This is a genomic window from Stenotrophomonas sp. CASM114, from assembly GCF_049384325.1.
In the GTDB taxonomy this organism is placed as follows: domain Bacteria; phylum Pseudomonadota; class Gammaproteobacteria; order Xanthomonadales; family Xanthomonadaceae; genus Stenotrophomonas; species Stenotrophomonas muris.
The window spans coordinates 134054-149222 of sequence record NZ_JBMRGJ010000008.1; the positions used below are offsets into that span (position 1 = coordinate 134054).

The following is a 15169-nucleotide window of genomic DNA, read 5'->3' on the forward strand; positions in this document are numbered from 1 at the left end:
CACACCATGCGTGGATGACCCTTTCCATGCAGCCGAGCGTGGGCTCGGCTCTACAACGACCTGCGCAGCAGGCGCGGCACCAGCATCAGCGCATGCGCCCAGATCGCAGCCCATACCGCCGCGCGCACCGGCAGCGAACGCTGCCTGGCCTCGAACTTCTGGAAGTAGCGCCACAGCCCCCTGTGCTTGTGCCATTCCACGAAGAACGGCCGCGAGCGGCTGGAGACACCGCGCACATGGGTAACCTGCAGGTCGTTGGCGATCGCTACCACCGCGCCGGCTTCGCGCGCGCGCCGGCACAGGTCCAGGTCCTCGGCGTGCAGGCGATAGCCCGCGTCCCAGCCACCGATACGGTCGAACAGCGCGCGCGGCATCATCAGCAGTGCGCCGGACAGTGCCGGCACCCGCTGCAGTGCCTGGTGCGGCTCACGCGGAACCGCCAGCTTCGAGCCCTTGCCGGGCGAACGCAGCATCCTCAGGAAATCCGGGTCGCGGCGGCGCACCGCCTCGTCGGCATGGCCATGCTCGTCCACCTGTTCAACGCCCAGCAGGCAGTCGCCCAGCGCTTCGGCGCGGGAGTGCAGTTCGGCCAGCGTGTCCGGCTCGACCATCAGGTCCGGGTTGATGAAGGCCAGCCACGGGCTGTGCGAGTCGGCCACGCCCTGGTTGTTGGCGGCGGCGAAGCCGGGATTGTCCGGGTTGCCGACGAAGCGCACGCGTGGATCGTGGCTGGCATGCCGCTGCACGATGTCCAGGGTGCCATCCAGCGAACCATTGTCGATCACCCGGATCTCGGCCACATCCTGCGCCTGGCGCAGGCGCGAGAGGCAGGCATCGATGGTGCTCCCACTCTGGTAAGTGACGACGATGGCGGCGATGGCAACATTCAAACGGGTGGCTCCGGCACTGACGGGACGAACAGGTCGCCCTGTTCCTTCGGCATTATCGCCTGCCGCATGCGCTGCTGCAGGTCGGCGCGCAGCCCGTGCAGTGGGTCGTGCATCAGGAAATCGGCCAGCCGCGGTACCCAGGCCGGCCAGCGCGCGGCCAGGGCCTCCAGATCGCCATCGCGGCTGACCGCCTCCCCTGCCCGGCTGACGAAGGCGGTCTCGCACAGCACGTTGCGCCAGCCAAGGCCGGCCATGCGCAGGCTGAGGTCGACCAGTGCCGCGTTCCAGCCAGCGTAGCTGTCCACGTCCAGGCCGCCGGCGCGACGGCGCGCGTTGCCGCGCACCAGCACCGCGTGGGTGACCGCCGATGGCAGCTCCGGGTGCAGCGTCGGCAGCGTCGCGCAGGTGTGCGCCAGCAGGACCGGGTCCTGCGGCTCGGGATTGATCTCGCCCAGCCGTGGCCACGCGGCGGTCTCGCCGGCATTGCACCAGGGGGTTGCGGTGGCGATCGCGGCATCGCGGGCGAAGGCATCCTGCAACTGCTGCAACCAGCCGGGTGATGGCACGCTGTCCGGCGCCAGCACGGCCACGTCCAGGCCATCGCAGGCGCGCAGCATCTCGTCCAGATGGGCGACTTCGCCCAGTGGCCGCGCGCGCCGGGTGTACTCGGCCTGCAGCGGCGTATGCGCCAGCCAGTGTTCCACCACCGCCTGCGCGCGTGGCCCGGTCTGTGCGTCATCGGCCAACCAGACCGCGGTCCCTGGCGCCGTGCCGGCATCCAGCGCGGCCAGGCAGCGGTCGAGTGCGGCATCGTCCACGCACAGCGGCAACAACACGATCGCCCCCATCCCGCCTCCGTGGTTGTCGGTGGCCACAGCGTAGCACCGGGAGGGTATCGGCCGGGTTGCACCCGGCACCCGCGGAGGCTGGAGCCGAAGCCGAAGCAACAGCCAGAGCGGGTTCTTGGGGGATGGCGGGGTGGGTCCGGTTGCGGGGGACGCTGCAAGTACGTCCATGTAAGCTCGGTCTCCGCATCCATGCGGCTCACGCCCCCGCAACCGGACCCACCCCGCCTTCGACAGATTTCTGCGATCTGTCGGCAAAGCCTGGGGTCAGATCCGTTTTCCAGAGGAAAACGGATCTGACCCCATTTTCTGATTTCGAAATCTGACAGACAGTCATCCACGCATGGCGCGGATCCACCGTGTCGACCAAGGTCGACACCTACCAACAGCCACGGGAGTCTGTCAGAGGTGGGTCGGCATGGGGTGGCAGGACCGTTGGCGCCATGGATGGCGCCATCGAGCCCCCAGGGACGGGTTTACGGCGTGTCCTGCCACCCCACGCCGACCCACCCTCCCTCAGTAAACCCGCTGTTGCTGTTGCTGTTGCTGTTGCTGTTGCTGTTGCTTTCGCTTTGGCCGTTGCCGTTGCTCCGGCCTCGGCGGGTGCCGGGCGCCGCCCGGCCGTAACCCCTTACTTCTTCGCGCGCGGCTGGTTCAGCGGCTCCATCGCGCGGAAGCGCTTGCTGTACTCGTCGGTCAGGTTGCGCGATTCCAGGCTGTTGCGCACGATGCTCGGGGTCAGCAGCACGATCACCTCGGAACGGCGGCTGGAGCGGCTCTTCTGCCCGAACAGCGCGCCAACTACCGGAATACGGCTCAGGCCGGGAATGCCGCTGCTGCCATCGGTGCCCGAATCCGTGATCAGGCCAGCCAGCATGATGGTGTCGCCGCTCTGCACCGCCGCTTCGGTCGACAGCTTCTTTGTGGAAATTCGCGGGTTGCAGTTGCGCTCGGTCGGATTGCAGTTGTCGGGCACGTTCGAGGCGCTGCTCACTTCCTGCACGATATCCAGGAACACCGTGCCATCGCGGGTCACGCGCGGGCGCACCTTCAGGATCACGCCGGTGTCGATGTACTGCACCGAGCTGTAGGTGCTGGTGCCCACGCCGGTGTTCACCGTGGTGGTGTTGATCGGCACCTTGTCGCCCACGTTGAGCGTGGCCTCGGCGTTGTTGCGCACGAACACCGAAGGCGTCTGCAGCAGGCGTACATCCGTGACCTTGTCCAGCGCACTTACCACCGCCGCGCCATTGTGGCCGGTGAATGCCCAGCCCAGGCCTTCGCCGCCCGTTGCGGCACCGGCGAAGCTGCTCCACGAGCCACCCGCTGCCGCCGGCAGGGTCACGCCGCCCAATGCGCCCGTCAGGGCACGCCCGGCCACGGCATTGTCAAAGAACCAGTTCACGCCGTACTTCAGGTCGCCATCCAGCGAGACCTCGGCCACCTGGGCTTCGATGTGTACCTGCAGCGGCATCACGTCCAGCTTCTCGATCACCTCGCGGATCGAGCGCCACGCCTGCGGCGTCGAACGCACCAGCAGGGTGTTGGTTTCCTCCACCGCCGACACGCCGACGCGGTCGCCCTCCACCTCCAGGCTGACACTGACGTTGCCGGGCTGGCGCTGCGGCAGGTTCAGGCTGCCATTGCTGCTGCCACTGCCACTACCACTGGTTCCGCCCAGCGTCGAACCCAGGTTGCTGCTGCTGTTGTCCATGCCACGGTCGCCGTCGCCGCCCAGCTGCGACGGAATGGCGCCCGGTGCCAGCGAGGCCGGGCTGGAGCCGCCGCGGTTGCCACTGCTGGCGAAGGCCTCGCTGAGGCGCTCGGCCAGGTCGCGCGCCTTGATGTAGCGCAGCTCGTAGGAGAACAGGCGGGCGCTGCCACCAGCGGTGTCGATGCGATCCAGCCACTGCTGGATCTGGTCCAGGTAGCGCACCTGCGGCGTGATCACCAAAACGGCGTTGGCATTCTCCAGCGGCAGGAAACGGAACATGCCGGCGCTGGGCGTCTTGCTCTCTTCGCCGAACACCTTTTCCAGGTCGGCCGCGACCTGCTCGGCCTTGCCCGACTGGATCGGGAACACGCCCACCGACATGCCCGACAACCAGTCGACGTCGAAGATCTCGACGGTGCGCAGGTAGTTTTCCAGTTCCGCGCGGGTACCCCCCAGGGTGATCACGTTGCGGCCACTGTCCACGTTGACGATGGCGTTGGGGCGCGCGTACGGCTCCAGCACCTTCTTCATTTCGGTGGCGGAGATGAACTGCAGCGGGACCACGCGGACTTCGAAGCCGCGCGCGCTGGCCGCGGGTGCCGTGCTTGGCGCGACCGTGCCGGCCAGCGCCTGGTCGGCGGCGACGATGTTGTAGCGCCCACCGCTGTAGACCATCCGCGCGTTGTTCCAGCCCAGCACCATCTCCAGCAGGTTCAGTGCCTGCGCCGGCGATACCGGCTTGGGCGTGGCAAGGGTGACCGTGCCCTGCACGCCTGGCGCGATCACGTAGTTCTGGCCAAGCATGTCACCAAGGATGGCCTTGACCACCGCATGCAGCGATTCGCCTTCGAAGTTGAAGGTCGCCTCGCCGGTACTGGCACCGTGCAGCGCCGGTGCCGGCGCACGCGCGGCCTCGCGGTTGATCATGGTGCCGGTGCCGCGGCGGATCACCGCCTGCGGTGCCCCCTGGCTTTCACGGGCGGCATCGGCAGCGACATCGGCCGCCTGGCCGGCGTCGGCGCTGGGCGACAGATTGCCGTTGCGCTGCACGTGCGGCGCGGACACCGTACTGCAGCCGACCAGCAGCGCGAGGGCAAAGGACCAGGGAAGAAAACGCAGGTTCATGCATTCACTCTATCGGTTGGTGCCATCGCCCGGGGGCGGCGACGGTTGTTGCTGCTGTTGCTGCAGCTGGCGGCGGCGGGCCTGGATGCGTTCGCGGATGGCCTGCATCTGCGCTTCACTGGGACCGTTGTTGTTGGCCGGTGGGGTTGTTGCAGCGGCCGCCGCAGGCGCTGGTGCATTGCCAGCGGGCGACGGCGATGGGATTGCCGCGGCCGGTGGCGGCGCCGGCGGAGCGCCCGCCGAGGGCGGCACCACGATCGCACCTGCAGGCGGTGCGCCGTTGGCACCGCGCAGCACCGTCGGCGGCTCACCGCCCTGGCCGTTGAACACCGCCAGTTCCAGGACCTGGTTGCCACCGGGGCCGATCACCGTCGCCTGGCGCGGCTGCAGCGCCACCAGCTGCCAGCCATCCACGGCTTCGCCGTTGAGGCGCAGGCGCAGCGAGCGGTTCTGTTCGGTGGTGAACGTGGCCATGCCGAAATCGCCGGTCAGCAGCACACCGGTGAGGCGCAACGCGGCGCTGGCCGCCGGTTCGCTGCCACCCAGCAGATAAGGCCGCGGCCTGCGGTCTTCGGCGAACAACGGGCGCTCACCGATCGCGCTGTAGCTGTCGGCGCTGGCCATGCGCTCGGCCGCCAGCGGCGGCAGCGATGGCAGCGATGGCGCGGCGTCGGCATCACCGCCGGCACCCGGCAGCTGGCTGCCCAGCCCGAAGCCGGTCGCCAGCCAGACGGCGGCCGCCCAACCGGCCAGCGCCAGCAGGAAGCCGGTAGGCAGGCTGATCTGCTCAAGCTTCATCGGCCACCTCCTGCCCTTCGGACGGGGGCGCCGGCTGCGGCGCAGGTGCGGCCTCGGCCGGCGACGCGGACGGTGCCGGTGTCGCAGCGGGCGCCGGAACCGTGCCATCGGCGGCAGCGCCCGGCAGCAGATAGCCGGCCAGCTCGAAGGACACGTCCAGGCCCAGCCCCGATTCGTTCGGTGATTGCTGGAAGCGCTGCGCGATCAGGTTGAGGTTGTCGACGAACAGGCGTGGGCTGCCGGTTTCCAGGCTGTGCAGCACGGTGGCCAGTTCGGCCACCCCGCAGCGCAGGCGCACCTGCATGGCGACGCGCACGAACTCGGCGTCGCGCCGGTTGTCGGTCAGCGGCGTGCGGTTGCTGATGGTGCAGCTGCGGTTGCCCGGGCTGGCCATCGCCACCGCATCCTGCAGCCGGGCGCCCAATGCAGCGGCGGCAGCTTCGGCAGTGGCTTCGCGCAGGAAGCCTGGCCGCTGCTGCAGTGCCTCGCGGGTAGCGCGAAGGCGCTGTTCGATCTGCGGCTGCTGCTGCAGCTGCGCCTGCACGCGCGACTCGCGTTCGCGCAGGGCGGCGACATCGGCATCGATCGCACGCAGCGGCTGGGTGAACCAGGGGTGCACCAGCAGCAGATAGGCCAGGCCCAGCACTGCCAGCAGCAGTGCCAGCGCCAGCCAGCAGTCACGGCGTGCGCTTGGCATCGGCATCGGCCGCCTCCGGGGTTGGTGCGGCGGCCGGCAACGGCTGCAGTTCGGCGGTCATGGTGAAGCGGTCGCGGCCACTGGCCGCGCCATCGGCCTGCAGCACCCCGGTCAGGTTGACCTTGCGCCACTGCGGTGCGTCCTGCAGCAGCTGCACCAGCTGCGACGCCTCGCGGCTCAGGCCGATCAGCTGCAGGTTGTTGTTCTCGATCGCCAGCTTTTCCAGGTAGGTACCTTCCGGCAGGCGTCGGGTCAGTTCGTTCCAGATTTCAACGGTGCCGGCGCGCTGGCTGCGCTGCTTCTCCAGGAATGCGGCGCCATCGATCAGCGCCTGCAGCTGCGCGCGTTCGCTGGCCACACCTCGCGCACTGCGCGCGCTGCGCTCGACCTGTGCACGCAGCTCATCGGCGGCGGCCTGGCGGTTGTCGAGCAGCTGCACCGCGGCCAGTACCAGCATCACGACGGCAGCCACTGCCAGCAGCAGGTTCCAGCGTCGCATCGGGTCTGGCCGCAGTTGGCGCTGTGCGGGCGGCAGCAGGTTCACCTGCAGCACGTTGCCCTGCGCATCGATGGCATCGACGCCCGCCAGCGCATCGGCCCATGGGCCCACACTGGTGCGCCATGCGTCCAGCTGCCGCAATGGCCACGCCACCAGTTCGACCTGCAGCTGGCCTTCGCCGCCCGCGCCGAGCTCACGCACGTCATAACTGACCTGGGATGATTCGAACGGGGTCTGCCGGTCGATCTCGAAACCGACCACGGCGCGCAGGCGGTCGGCCGCTGCAGCGGGCAGGCGCAGGCTACGCCGCAGGACATCCGTCGCCGGCAGCAGCCACACCCGCGGCAGAGTACGCAGGCGAGGCTCCAGCACGCGGTCCAGCTCCACCGGCGACAGCGGCCACGGCAGGCGCGCCACCCCTTCGCGGCGTTCGCCGGCTTCACGCCAGACCTGCAGCTGGTCGCCCTCGTGCTGCAGCAGCAGGCGTGCCTGGCCCCAGCCCAATGCCCATTGCCAGCGCACCGGCACCCAGGCCAGCAGCGACTGCCGCCACCAGCGCAGGAAACGGCCGGCGCCCGGGCCGATCCGGCCCTGCACCTGCCGCAGACTGTCCTGCCACGCCGTCATCTTGCTGTCATTCCCTGCTCCCAGCGAAGCACTGTGTAAGTCCGCCCGGGAACCCCGCCCGAGCCACTGCGTACCACTGCCTGCAACACCGACCTGCGTCCACTGCCGTCGATGGCACCGGACTCGATACTATAGGTGCCGCTGCTGCTGGCAAGCGTTGTCGTGCCGCCAGCGGAATCTGCATCACGCTCCTGCTGTGCGCGCTGCGCCATCACACTGTCCGCATCCAGGCCCAGCGCGGTCAGCACCGGCGCGCTGGCGAACTGCGGATCCGGCCGTGCCTGGCGGCTGTAGAGGGTCAGGTGCGGCAGCATCGCCCGGTACAGGGGGCCGCGCATGCCCAGGACCCGCTGCAGCTCGCCCAGGGTCTCGAAGCGCTTGTTGCGTGGGCCGTAGGGCAATCCGGCTGCGGCGTAGTCCGGCGCTTCGGCGCCACCGCCCGGTTGCAGCAGGCTGTCCTCGTCGCGCCAGTCGATGATGGCGCCGGCCAACTGCCGGGCCTGTGCATCGTCTTCGCCCAGCGCCTTGAGGAAGGCGGTCAGCAGTGCGGCGTCGGCCAGGTTCAGGTTGATCTTGCCGTTCTCGTCCAGCACCTTGATCTCGATGCTGGCGTCGTCGAACTGCCAGCGGTAGGTACGGCCATCGGCACGCCAGGGCGCCCGTTGCGGATCGGCTGACAGGCGCATGAGGGCATATTCGAGGCCGGCGCGCGCACGTTCCTGCCCGCGTGCATCGTCATCCAGCACGCGCTGCTGCAGGTGCTCGACCCGTGCGCTCAGCGCGAACGCACCGACCAGCGCCGTCATCAATGCGATCAGCCACAGCACCAGCACCAATGCCGCCCCGCGCTGACGGCTCATCGCGTGCCTCCACTGCCACCGGCACGCAGCGCCACCACCAGTGGCGGCCACGGCGCGCCCCGGGATGGCACGATCTGGATTTCCACCAGCATCGGCAGGCGGCGGGTGTCATCCCAGCGCGGCAGCCAGTCGGTCACCTGCCCGGTGCTGGCATCGATGCCGCGATAGCGCAGCTGCACTGACTTCAGGTTGTCCACCAGCACCTCCGGCGGGCGCGGCGGATTCTCGGCGATGCGCTCGCCTTCCTGCAGCAGCACGAGGTCCAGCAGCAGGCGCTGTTGGCCACCGCGTCCGTCCACCTGCAGCGCGTGCAGGTAGGGGCCGCCACGGCCGAGGTAACCGGGCAGGTCGGCGGCGAACAGCATGCGTTGCTCCTCGCCCTGGAAGAAGATGGGTTCGCGGGTGGGGTCCGGGGCCTCCAGCGGGGTGCGCAGTGCACCCGCCAGCTGCCTGCGCAGCAACGACTCGACCGCGCGCATGCGTTCGCTTTCAGCGGCGATCTGCTCGCCGCGCTGGCTGACCGCCATCGCCGAGCGCACGCTGGCAAAGGCCAGTGCCAGGCCGCCGGCCAGCAGCACGGTGGCCAGCATCACTTCGACCAGGGTGAAGCCCGCGGCGCGCCGCTTCATCGCGCGTTCTCCAGGTCGGGCGGCAACAGGCGCAGGCTGCGCCAGTGCAGTTGTTCGCGCTCGCTGTCGCCCCAGCGCACCCGCAGCTGCAGCTCGGCCAGCCATGGGGTGCCCGCTGACGTGGCCTGCACGGCGTTGCCGGCGCGTGGTTCCACCCACGGCTGGACCTGCAGCTCCCAGTGATAGCGCCCCTGTTCCCAGTCACCCTGCTGGCTGCCCACCTGCAGCGGCGCGTCGACACCGGCCTGGGCCAGCAACGACTGTGCATGCAGCACCGCACGCGTGCGCAGCTCGGCGTCACGTACCTGCTTCGCGCCACCGGACAGGCTGCCCAGCAGCAGGGTCAACGCCAGGCCCAGCAGGGCGAAAGCGATGATCACTTCCAGCAGGGTGAAGCCACGCGCGCGCCGCTTCATTGCGCCCGCCAGGGGCCGGAGCGGACCTCGCCGGTCAGCCAGCCGACGTCGACGCGCCATTCGGCACCGTCGCGCTGCAACCGGATACGGCCGCCGCTGGAGCCACCATCGGGATGGAACTCGATCACGCCCTGCCCCGCCGCGGTGGCCAGCTGTGCGGCACCTTCGAACTGCACCTGCAGCTGTGCCGGCACCTCACCGTGGCGCTGGTTGGCCCCCTCCCAGCGGCGCCGTGCCGGTTCGATCACGAAGCGCTGCGGTTCGCCGCGGGCGATCGCCTGCGCGCGCACCATGCGCAGCTGGCTGGCGATGTCCTTGCCGGCGCTGCGCAGCTGCATGCCGGCGAACCCGCGCGACAGGCCGGCGGCGGTGATCAGGCCGATCGCTGCGATCAATGCGATCACCAGCAGCATTTCCAGCAACGACAGTCCAGCCGTACGCCTGCCGTGCAGGCGCGGGCGTGGCAACCGGCGCGGCAGGAAGTGCGTCATGCGCGGTTACGGCTGGTAGCGGATGTCAGCGTCGACGCTGCTGCCGCCAGCCTTGCCATCCTTGCCCAGGCTGACCAGCTCATACGGCTGGCCTTCGCCCGGCGCCCGGTACTCCAGTGCGTGGCCCCACGGGTCATTCAGGTCGGCGGGCTTGGCGTACGGGCCGAGCCAGCCGCCGACACCGGCCGGCGCCGTCACCAGGTCGTTGAGCGTGGCCGGCAGCTTGCCGGTGTCGATCTGGTAGTTGTCGATCTTGGAGGCGACGGTCTGCACCTGCGCCTTGGCGATGTTGGCCTTGCCACGGTCGGCGCCGCCCAGCACGCGGCTGGCGACCAGGGTCAGCACCGCGCCGATCAGCACGATGACGATGATGATTTCCAGCAGGCTCATGCCCGACTGGTTGCGCGCGGCGGTGAAGGAAAGGCGGATCGGTCGGCGACGGGCAATCATGGACGGTCCTTTCAGTTGCGGAGTGTCGGGGTTGCAGGGAGTGCCATCGTCAACCGATGGCATTGGTCAGGTCATACAGCGGCACCAGCACGGCCACGATCACCGCGCCGACCACCGAGGCCAGCACCAGGGTGATCGCCGGCACCATCGCCGCCAGCATGCGGTCGATGCGCCGGGCGCTGTCCTGTTCGAAGGTGTCGGCGGCCTTGAGCAGCATGGTATCGAGTGCGCCGGATTCCTCGCCGACCTGGATCATCTGCAGCGCCAGGCGCGGGAACCGCTTGCCGCGCGACAGGGCCAGCGACAGGCCGGCGCCGTTCTTCACTTCATCGGCGGCCGTTTCGACGTCAGCGGCCAGGGCGCGGTTGCCCAGCACGTTGCGCGCGATGCCCAGTGCCCCCAGCAAGGGGACGCCGTTGCGCAGCAGTGTGCCCAGCGTGCGCGCCAGCCGGGCGGTTTCCAGCTCGCCGATGAGGCGACCGATGCCACGCCGCTGCAGCAGCCAGCCATCCAGCGCCAACCGGAACGCCGGTTGCCGCGCCTTGCGCTCGAAGAACAGCACCAGCACGCCGGGCACCACCAGCAGCAGCACCCACCAGTCACGCACGAACAGGCCCAGCTGCAGTACCGCGTTGGTGAACCACGGCAGCGCCACGTCCAGGCTTTCGTACATCTGCGCGAACTGCGGCACCACGTAGCCGAGCAGGAACAACAGCGCGCCACCGACCACCACCAGCAGGATCGCCGGGTAGACCAGCGCGTTGATGACCTTGCCCTGCAGCGCGCGGCTGCGCTCGAGGTAGTCGGCCAGGCGTTGCAGGGTTTCATGCAGGCTGCCACCGGCTTCGCCGGCGCGCACCATGTTCACGTACAGGCGCGAGAACAGCCCATGCTGGCGCTCCAGCGCGGTGGACAGCGGTGCGCCACCGCGCACCACGTCGCGGATGTCGGTGATCGCGCGGCGCGATCGTTCGTCCTCGGGCAACCCCAGCAGGATCGACAGCGCGCGGTCCAGCGGCTGGCCAGCACCGAGCAGGGTCGCCAACTGCTGGGTGAACTGCAGCAGCGCGGCCCCCTGCAGCGGGCGCTGCTGCAGCAGGTTGCGCCAGCTGCTGCCGCCGATCGCGCCGGCGTCGGCCAGCTGCGTCTCCATCGGCAGGTGGCCCTGGTCCTGCAGGCGCGCGATCAGCTCGGCCTCGCTGGCCGCTTCCATCTGCCCATCGAAGACCTCGCCATGCGGATTGAGCGCCTTGTAGCGATAGTTCGGCATGTCAGCCCCGGCGTCCTGCACGCATCAGCTTTCCTCGGTCACGCGCAGCACTTCCTCGATGGTGGTCTGCCCGCTCAACGCCTTGGACAGGCCATCCTCGTACATGGTGCGCATGCCGGCCTCGCGGGCGATGCGCTCGATCTCGCCCATGCCATCGCGGCGCATCACCGCACGGCGCAGCGCATCGTCCATCACCAGGAATTCCATGATGGTGGTACGCCCCAGGTAGCCGGTCGGCGCCAGCGCAGACGGCTTCGGGCGGTACAGGTGGATCGGCCCTTCCGGCTGCAGGCGGCGCAGTTCGAACCGCTCGATCTCTTCCGGCGAGGCTTCGTAGCGCTCGGCGTGGGTCGGCTCCAGCCGGCGTACCAGGCGCTGGGCCAGGATGCCGTTGATGGTGGACGTGAGCAGGTAGTCCTCCACGCCCATGTCGAGCAGGCGGGTGATGCCACCGGCTGCGTTGTTGGTATGCAGGGTGGACAGCACCAGGTGGCCGGTCAGCGCCGACTGGATGGCGATGCGCGCGGTTTCCAGGTCGCGCATTTCACCGATCATGATGATGTCCGGATCCTGGCGCACGATGCTGCGCAGGGCATTGGCGAAGTCGAGGCCGATCTGCGGCTTGGCCTGGATCTGGTTGATGCCTTCTATCTGGTATTCCACCGGGTCTTCGACCGTGATGATCTTGACGTCGGCGGTGTTGAGCTGGCTCAGCGCGGTGTACAGCGTGGTGGTCTTGCCCGAGCCGGTCGGGCCGGTGACCAGCAGGATGCCATGCGGCTGTTCCAGCACCTTGCGGAACTGCGGCAGGAAGGCATCGGTGAAGCCGAGCCGGTGGAAATCGAACACCACCGTTTCGCGGTCCAGCAGGCGCATCACCACGCTTTCGCCATGCGCGGTCGGTACCGTGCTCACGCGCAGGTCCAGCTCCTTGCCCTGCACGCGCAGCATGATGCGGCCGTCCTGCGGCAGGCGGCGCTCGGCGATGTTGAGCCGGGCCATGATCTTGATGCGGCTGATCACCGCAGCGGTGAGGTTGGCCGGCGGGCTTTCGCCCTCCACCAGCACGCCATCGACGCGGTAGCGGACCTTCAACCGGCTCTCGAACGGTTCGACATGGATATCCGAAGCGCGCAGCTCCACCGCACGCTGGATCACCAGGTTGACCAGGCGGATCACCGGTGCTTCCGACGCAAGGTCGCGCAGGTGCTCGATGTCGTCAACCGCACCGCCCTCGCCATCCGCGGTTTCCACGATCGCGCCCATCGCGCTGCGGCCCTGGCCGAACCAGCGCTCGACCAGGTCATCGATCTCCGCGCGCATGCCCAGCACCGGTGTCACCGGGACCCCAAGGGCCAACTGCACGGCCTGCTGTGGATAGGCGTCGTGGGCATCGGCCAGCCACAGCCGCACCCCGTGTTCATCCAACTCCAGCGGGCACACATGGAACTGCTTCAGGAAGCGCAGCGACAGCGGAAGTCCCTCGGCCAGCGCCTGCGGCGGGGCCTCCGGCACCTGCTTGCCTTCCAGCAGCGGCAGGCCCAGCACCTCAGCGCTGGCCTGTGCCTGGTCGCGTTCAGACACCAGGCCCAGGCGCACCAGCAGGCCCAGCAGACTGCCGCCGGCCTCGGCATGCAATGGCCGCGCGCGTGCCAGGTCTCCTTCCTTGAGCCGGCCGCGCGCCAGCAACGCATCCAGGATGCGGCCTTCGGCGTCGTCGGTAACGGTTGCAGCGAGCGCGTTCACGTGACTCTCCTGTCAATCGGCCCGACTTTAGCAGTTAAGCCGTGATTTCCGCCGCCCTGCGGCCACCTTTCGTAAAAAGACGAAGCCCGTCACACAGGGTGACGGGCGTCGGCCGTTCAACTACGACACGAGGTGATTACTGCGTGGCGAGAATGCTCACGCCGTTGTATGCCGCTTCGCCCACCACCTTGATGTAATAGGTGCCCGCCACCGGCTTGTTCACCCGCACCGTTTCGGACGTGCCGGGACGGGTCGACTTGCCGTCGTTGTCGCTGGCGCTCGGCTCACGCCCCTGGGCAATGTAGACCGAGACGTTGCCGGTGCCACCGTAGGTGATCACGCTGAGCTGCTTTCCGGCGACGGCTTCGAAGCTGTACAGCTTGCTGCTGCCGGCAGCACCGTTCAGGCCGCCGACTGCGGCCTTGTTGGTCAGCGGCGTGGCCACCGGCCCGCAGTTCTCGGTGCACGGTTCTTCCAGTGCCTTGGCCAGCGCGGCCTTGGCATCGAGGATGCCGGTACCGATCGGGGTCGCCGCCGGGATGGCGACCGGGAACGGACGCGCCGTTTCCTTCAGCAGGGTACGCATCGCGGCCGGGGTCAACGGATCCTTGCCCTTGGCGATCAGTGCGCTCTGCACCAGTGCCGCAACGGCGGCCACATGCGGCGAGGCCATCGAGGTACCGCCCATGCCCATGTAGCCCGGCGTGCCCGATTCCGGCGTGGTGGCCGCATTGGAGCCGGTCTGCCAGATGTAGCCGCCCGGGTTGCCGTCGACACTGCCGCCACCGCCCGGACCGGACAGGTCCACGCGGGCTCCATAGTTGGAGTAGTAGGTGATGCCACCGGTGATGCGGGTGGCACCCACGGTCACCACGCCTTCGCAGCTGGCCGGCTGGTACTTGGACGCGTTGTCGGCTTCATTGCCGGCAGCCACCACCACCGTGGTACCGCGCGAGATCGCGCCGTTGATCGCGTCCTGGTAGGTGCTGGCGCAGGAACCACCGCCCCCCAGGCTCATGTTGATGATCTCGGCCGGATTGGTGTTGGCCGGGATGCCGGTCACGGTACCGCCGGAGGCCCATGTCACCGCATCAGCGATGTCGGACAGGTAGCCGCCGCACTTGCCCAGCACGCGGACCGGCAGCACCTTGGCCTTGTAGGCGACACCGGCCATGCCGACGCCGTTGTTGGTCTGCTCGGCCACGGTGCCAGCGACGTGGGTGCCGTGCCAGGAACTGTCGTCGGCCAGCGAGCCGTCATAGCACTCGTTGTCGTTCTCGACCCAATCACCGTAGTCCTGCGCACCCGGCACGCGATCGTTGGTCGGGCGCCGCGAGGTCTCCGCATCGCTGATGAAGTCGTAGCCTTCCAGCAGGTTTCCGACCAGGTCCGGATGCTGCGGCAGGACGCCGGTATCGATCACTGCCACCACGATGCCCTCGCCCTGCGAGACATCCCACGCCGCCGGTGCGTTGATGCCGCCGACCGCATTGTGCAGATGCCACTGGTTCTGCTGGTAGAAGGGATCGTTCGGCACCAGCGCCGGCTGCACGTTGCCGGCACGCAGTTCGCTGCGGCGCAGCTTCACGTCGGCTTCGGCGTACTGCACCGACGGATCGGCCTTCAGTTCCTTCAGCACGCGCTGCAGTTCGGCCGGTGCCAGGCGGCCCTGCACACGGATGAGATCCGCACCGGTAGACAGCTTGCGGACCACCTGCGGGCCGAGCGTGCTGGCGCGTGACGTGCCGCCGGAGAGACTGGCACGGGTCAGTGCGGACTGCACGGTGGACAGCTTCGCCGAGCGGTCGGTGGCGGCAGCAGCGCCGGCCCGGTACTTGACGATGATGCGCTCGGTACCCGGCTGGGCGGTGCTGGCCTGGCGCACCGGTTCACGGGTCGGCAACCCGGCGGCGTGGACGGCACCGACCGCCGTCATCGACAGCACGGCGGCGGCAAGCACATTGATGCGAAGGTTCTGCTTCTTGATCACGTCGAATTCCTCTTCTGGGTCATGGATCGAACCAACACTGCGGCCATCATTCCTTGACGACTCCCGGCCGGCCCAGCCGGGATTGCCGTGACCTCCCCCCAGGCCCTCACTGCAGGTACGGC

14 protein-coding genes are annotated in these 15169 nt (G+C 68.9%); all 14 read right to left on the bottom strand.

Going from position 1 to position 15169, the window contains the following annotated elements:
- Nucleotides 1-50: 50 nt before the first annotated feature.
- On the bottom strand, nucleotides 51-890 hold the full coding sequence (locus tag VG566_RS10850; RefSeq protein WP_241884628.1) for a glycosyltransferase family 2 protein: 840 nt from the start codon (nucleotides 888-890) through the stop codon (nucleotides 51-53).
- Nucleotides 887-1738: a glycosyltransferase family 2 protein gene (locus VG566_RS10855; RefSeq protein ID WP_046428748.1), complete on the bottom strand. Its 852-nt coding sequence runs from the start codon at nucleotides 1736-1738 to the stop codon at nucleotides 887-889. Before VG566_RS10855 ends, VG566_RS10850 begins: the two co-directional genes overlap by 4 nt.
- 628 nt (nucleotides 1739-2366) lie before the next feature.
- Nucleotides 2367-4574: a type II secretion system secretin GspD gene (gspD, locus tag VG566_RS10860; RefSeq protein WP_049404733.1), complete on the bottom strand. Its 2208-nt coding sequence runs from the start codon at nucleotides 4572-4574 to the stop codon at nucleotides 2367-2369.
- A gap of 9 nt (nucleotides 4575-4583) precedes the next feature.
- Nucleotides 4584-5372 (bottom strand): general secretion pathway protein GspN, encoded by a 789-nt coding sequence (locus VG566_RS10865; protein ID WP_197561706.1) that lies wholly within the window; start codon nucleotides 5370-5372, stop codon nucleotides 4584-4586.
- Nucleotides 5362-6075 (bottom strand): type II secretion system protein GspM, encoded by a 714-nt coding sequence (gspM, locus tag VG566_RS10870; protein WP_423172685.1) that lies wholly within the window; start codon nucleotides 6073-6075, stop codon nucleotides 5362-5364. The genes VG566_RS10865 and gspM overlap by 11 nt, the downstream gene beginning before the upstream one ends.
- Nucleotides 6050-7195: a PilN domain-containing protein gene (locus VG566_RS10875; RefSeq protein WP_049404737.1), complete on the bottom strand. Its 1146-nt coding sequence runs from the start codon at nucleotides 7193-7195 to the stop codon at nucleotides 6050-6052. The genes gspM and VG566_RS10875 overlap by 26 nt, the downstream gene beginning before the upstream one ends.
- Nucleotides 7192-8055 (bottom strand): general secretion pathway protein GspK, encoded by an 864-nt coding sequence (locus VG566_RS10880; RefSeq protein ID WP_049404739.1) that lies wholly within the window; start codon nucleotides 8053-8055, stop codon nucleotides 7192-7194. The genes VG566_RS10875 and VG566_RS10880 overlap by 4 nt, the downstream gene beginning before the upstream one ends.
- Nucleotides 8052-8684 carry a type II secretion system protein J gene (locus VG566_RS10885; RefSeq protein WP_049404741.1) on the bottom strand — a complete coding sequence of 211 codons (633 nt, stop codon included), beginning with the start codon at nucleotides 8682-8684 and terminating at the stop codon, nucleotides 8052-8054. Before VG566_RS10885 ends, VG566_RS10880 begins: the two co-directional genes overlap by 4 nt.
- Nucleotides 8681-9100, bottom strand: a complete 420-nt coding sequence (gene xpsI / locus VG566_RS10890; protein ID WP_134966935.1) for a type II secretion system protein XpsI — start codon at nucleotides 9098-9100, stop codon at nucleotides 8681-8683. The genes VG566_RS10885 and xpsI overlap by 4 nt, the downstream gene beginning before the upstream one ends.
- Complete coding sequence (gene xpsH / locus VG566_RS10895) at nucleotides 9097-9591, bottom strand: type II secretion system protein XpsH (protein ID WP_049404744.1); 495 nt, start codon at nucleotides 9589-9591, stop codon at nucleotides 9097-9099. The genes xpsI and xpsH overlap by 4 nt, the downstream gene beginning before the upstream one ends.
- A 6-nt stretch (nucleotides 9592-9597) precedes the next feature.
- Complete coding sequence (gene gspG, locus VG566_RS10900) at nucleotides 9598-10041, bottom strand: type II secretion system major pseudopilin GspG (RefSeq protein WP_014645890.1); 444 nt, start codon at nucleotides 10039-10041, stop codon at nucleotides 9598-9600.
- 49 nt (nucleotides 10042-10090) lie between these two features.
- A complete protein-coding gene (gene xpsF / locus VG566_RS10905) occupies nucleotides 10091-11311 on the bottom strand; it encodes a type II secretion system protein XpsF (protein WP_032956504.1) in 1221 nt (406 codons plus the stop codon).
- A 24-nt stretch (nucleotides 11312-11335) separates the two neighbouring features.
- A complete protein-coding gene (gene gspE / locus VG566_RS10910; protein WP_197561703.1) occupies nucleotides 11336-13057 on the bottom strand; it encodes a type II secretion system ATPase GspE in 1722 nt (573 codons plus the stop codon).
- A gap of 136 nt (nucleotides 13058-13193) precedes the next feature.
- Nucleotides 13194-15047 (bottom strand): S8 family peptidase, encoded by a 1854-nt coding sequence (locus tag VG566_RS10915; RefSeq protein ID WP_014645887.1) that lies wholly within the window; start codon nucleotides 15045-15047, stop codon nucleotides 13194-13196.
- Nucleotides 15048-15169: the final 122 nt, after the last annotated feature.

Coding starts and splice junctions, on each gene's coding strand:
- gspG (WP_014645890.1), bottom strand. CDS start 10,041: ATGATTGCCCGTCGCCGACCGATCCGCCTTTCCTTCACCGCCGCGCGC.
- VG566_RS10855 (WP_046428748.1), bottom strand. CDS start 1,738: ATGGGGGCGATCGTGTTGTTGCCGCTGTGCGTGGACGATGCCGCACTC.
- gspM (WP_423172685.1), bottom strand. CDS start 6,075: ATGCCGATGCCAAGCGCACGCCGTGACTGCTGGCTGGCGCTGGCACTG.
- xpsF (WP_032956504.1), bottom strand. CDS start 11,311: ATGCCGAACTATCGCTACAAGGCGCTCAATCCGCATGGCGAGGTCTTC.
- xpsH (WP_049404744.1), bottom strand. CDS start 9,591: ATGACGCACTTCCTGCCGCGCCGGTTGCCACGCCCGCGCCTGCACGGC.
- VG566_RS10865 (WP_197561706.1), bottom strand. CDS start 5,372: ATGAAGCTTGAGCAGATCAGCCTGCCTACCGGCTTCCTGCTGGCGCTG.
- VG566_RS10875 (WP_049404737.1), bottom strand. CDS start 7,195: ATGACGGCGTGGCAGGACAGTCTGCGGCAGGTGCAGGGCCGGATCGGC.
- VG566_RS10880 (WP_049404739.1), bottom strand. CDS start 8,055: ATGAGCCGTCAGCGCGGGGCGGCATTGGTGCTGGTGCTGTGGCTGATC.
- xpsI (WP_134966935.1), bottom strand. CDS start 9,100: ATGAAGCGGCGCGCGCGTGGCTTCACCCTGCTGGAAGTGATCATCGCT.
- gspD (WP_049404733.1), bottom strand. CDS start 4,574: ATGAACCTGCGTTTTCTTCCCTGGTCCTTTGCCCTCGCGCTGCTGGTC.
- VG566_RS10885 (WP_049404741.1), bottom strand. CDS start 8,684: ATGAAGCGGCGCGCCGCGGGCTTCACCCTGGTCGAAGTGATGCTGGCC.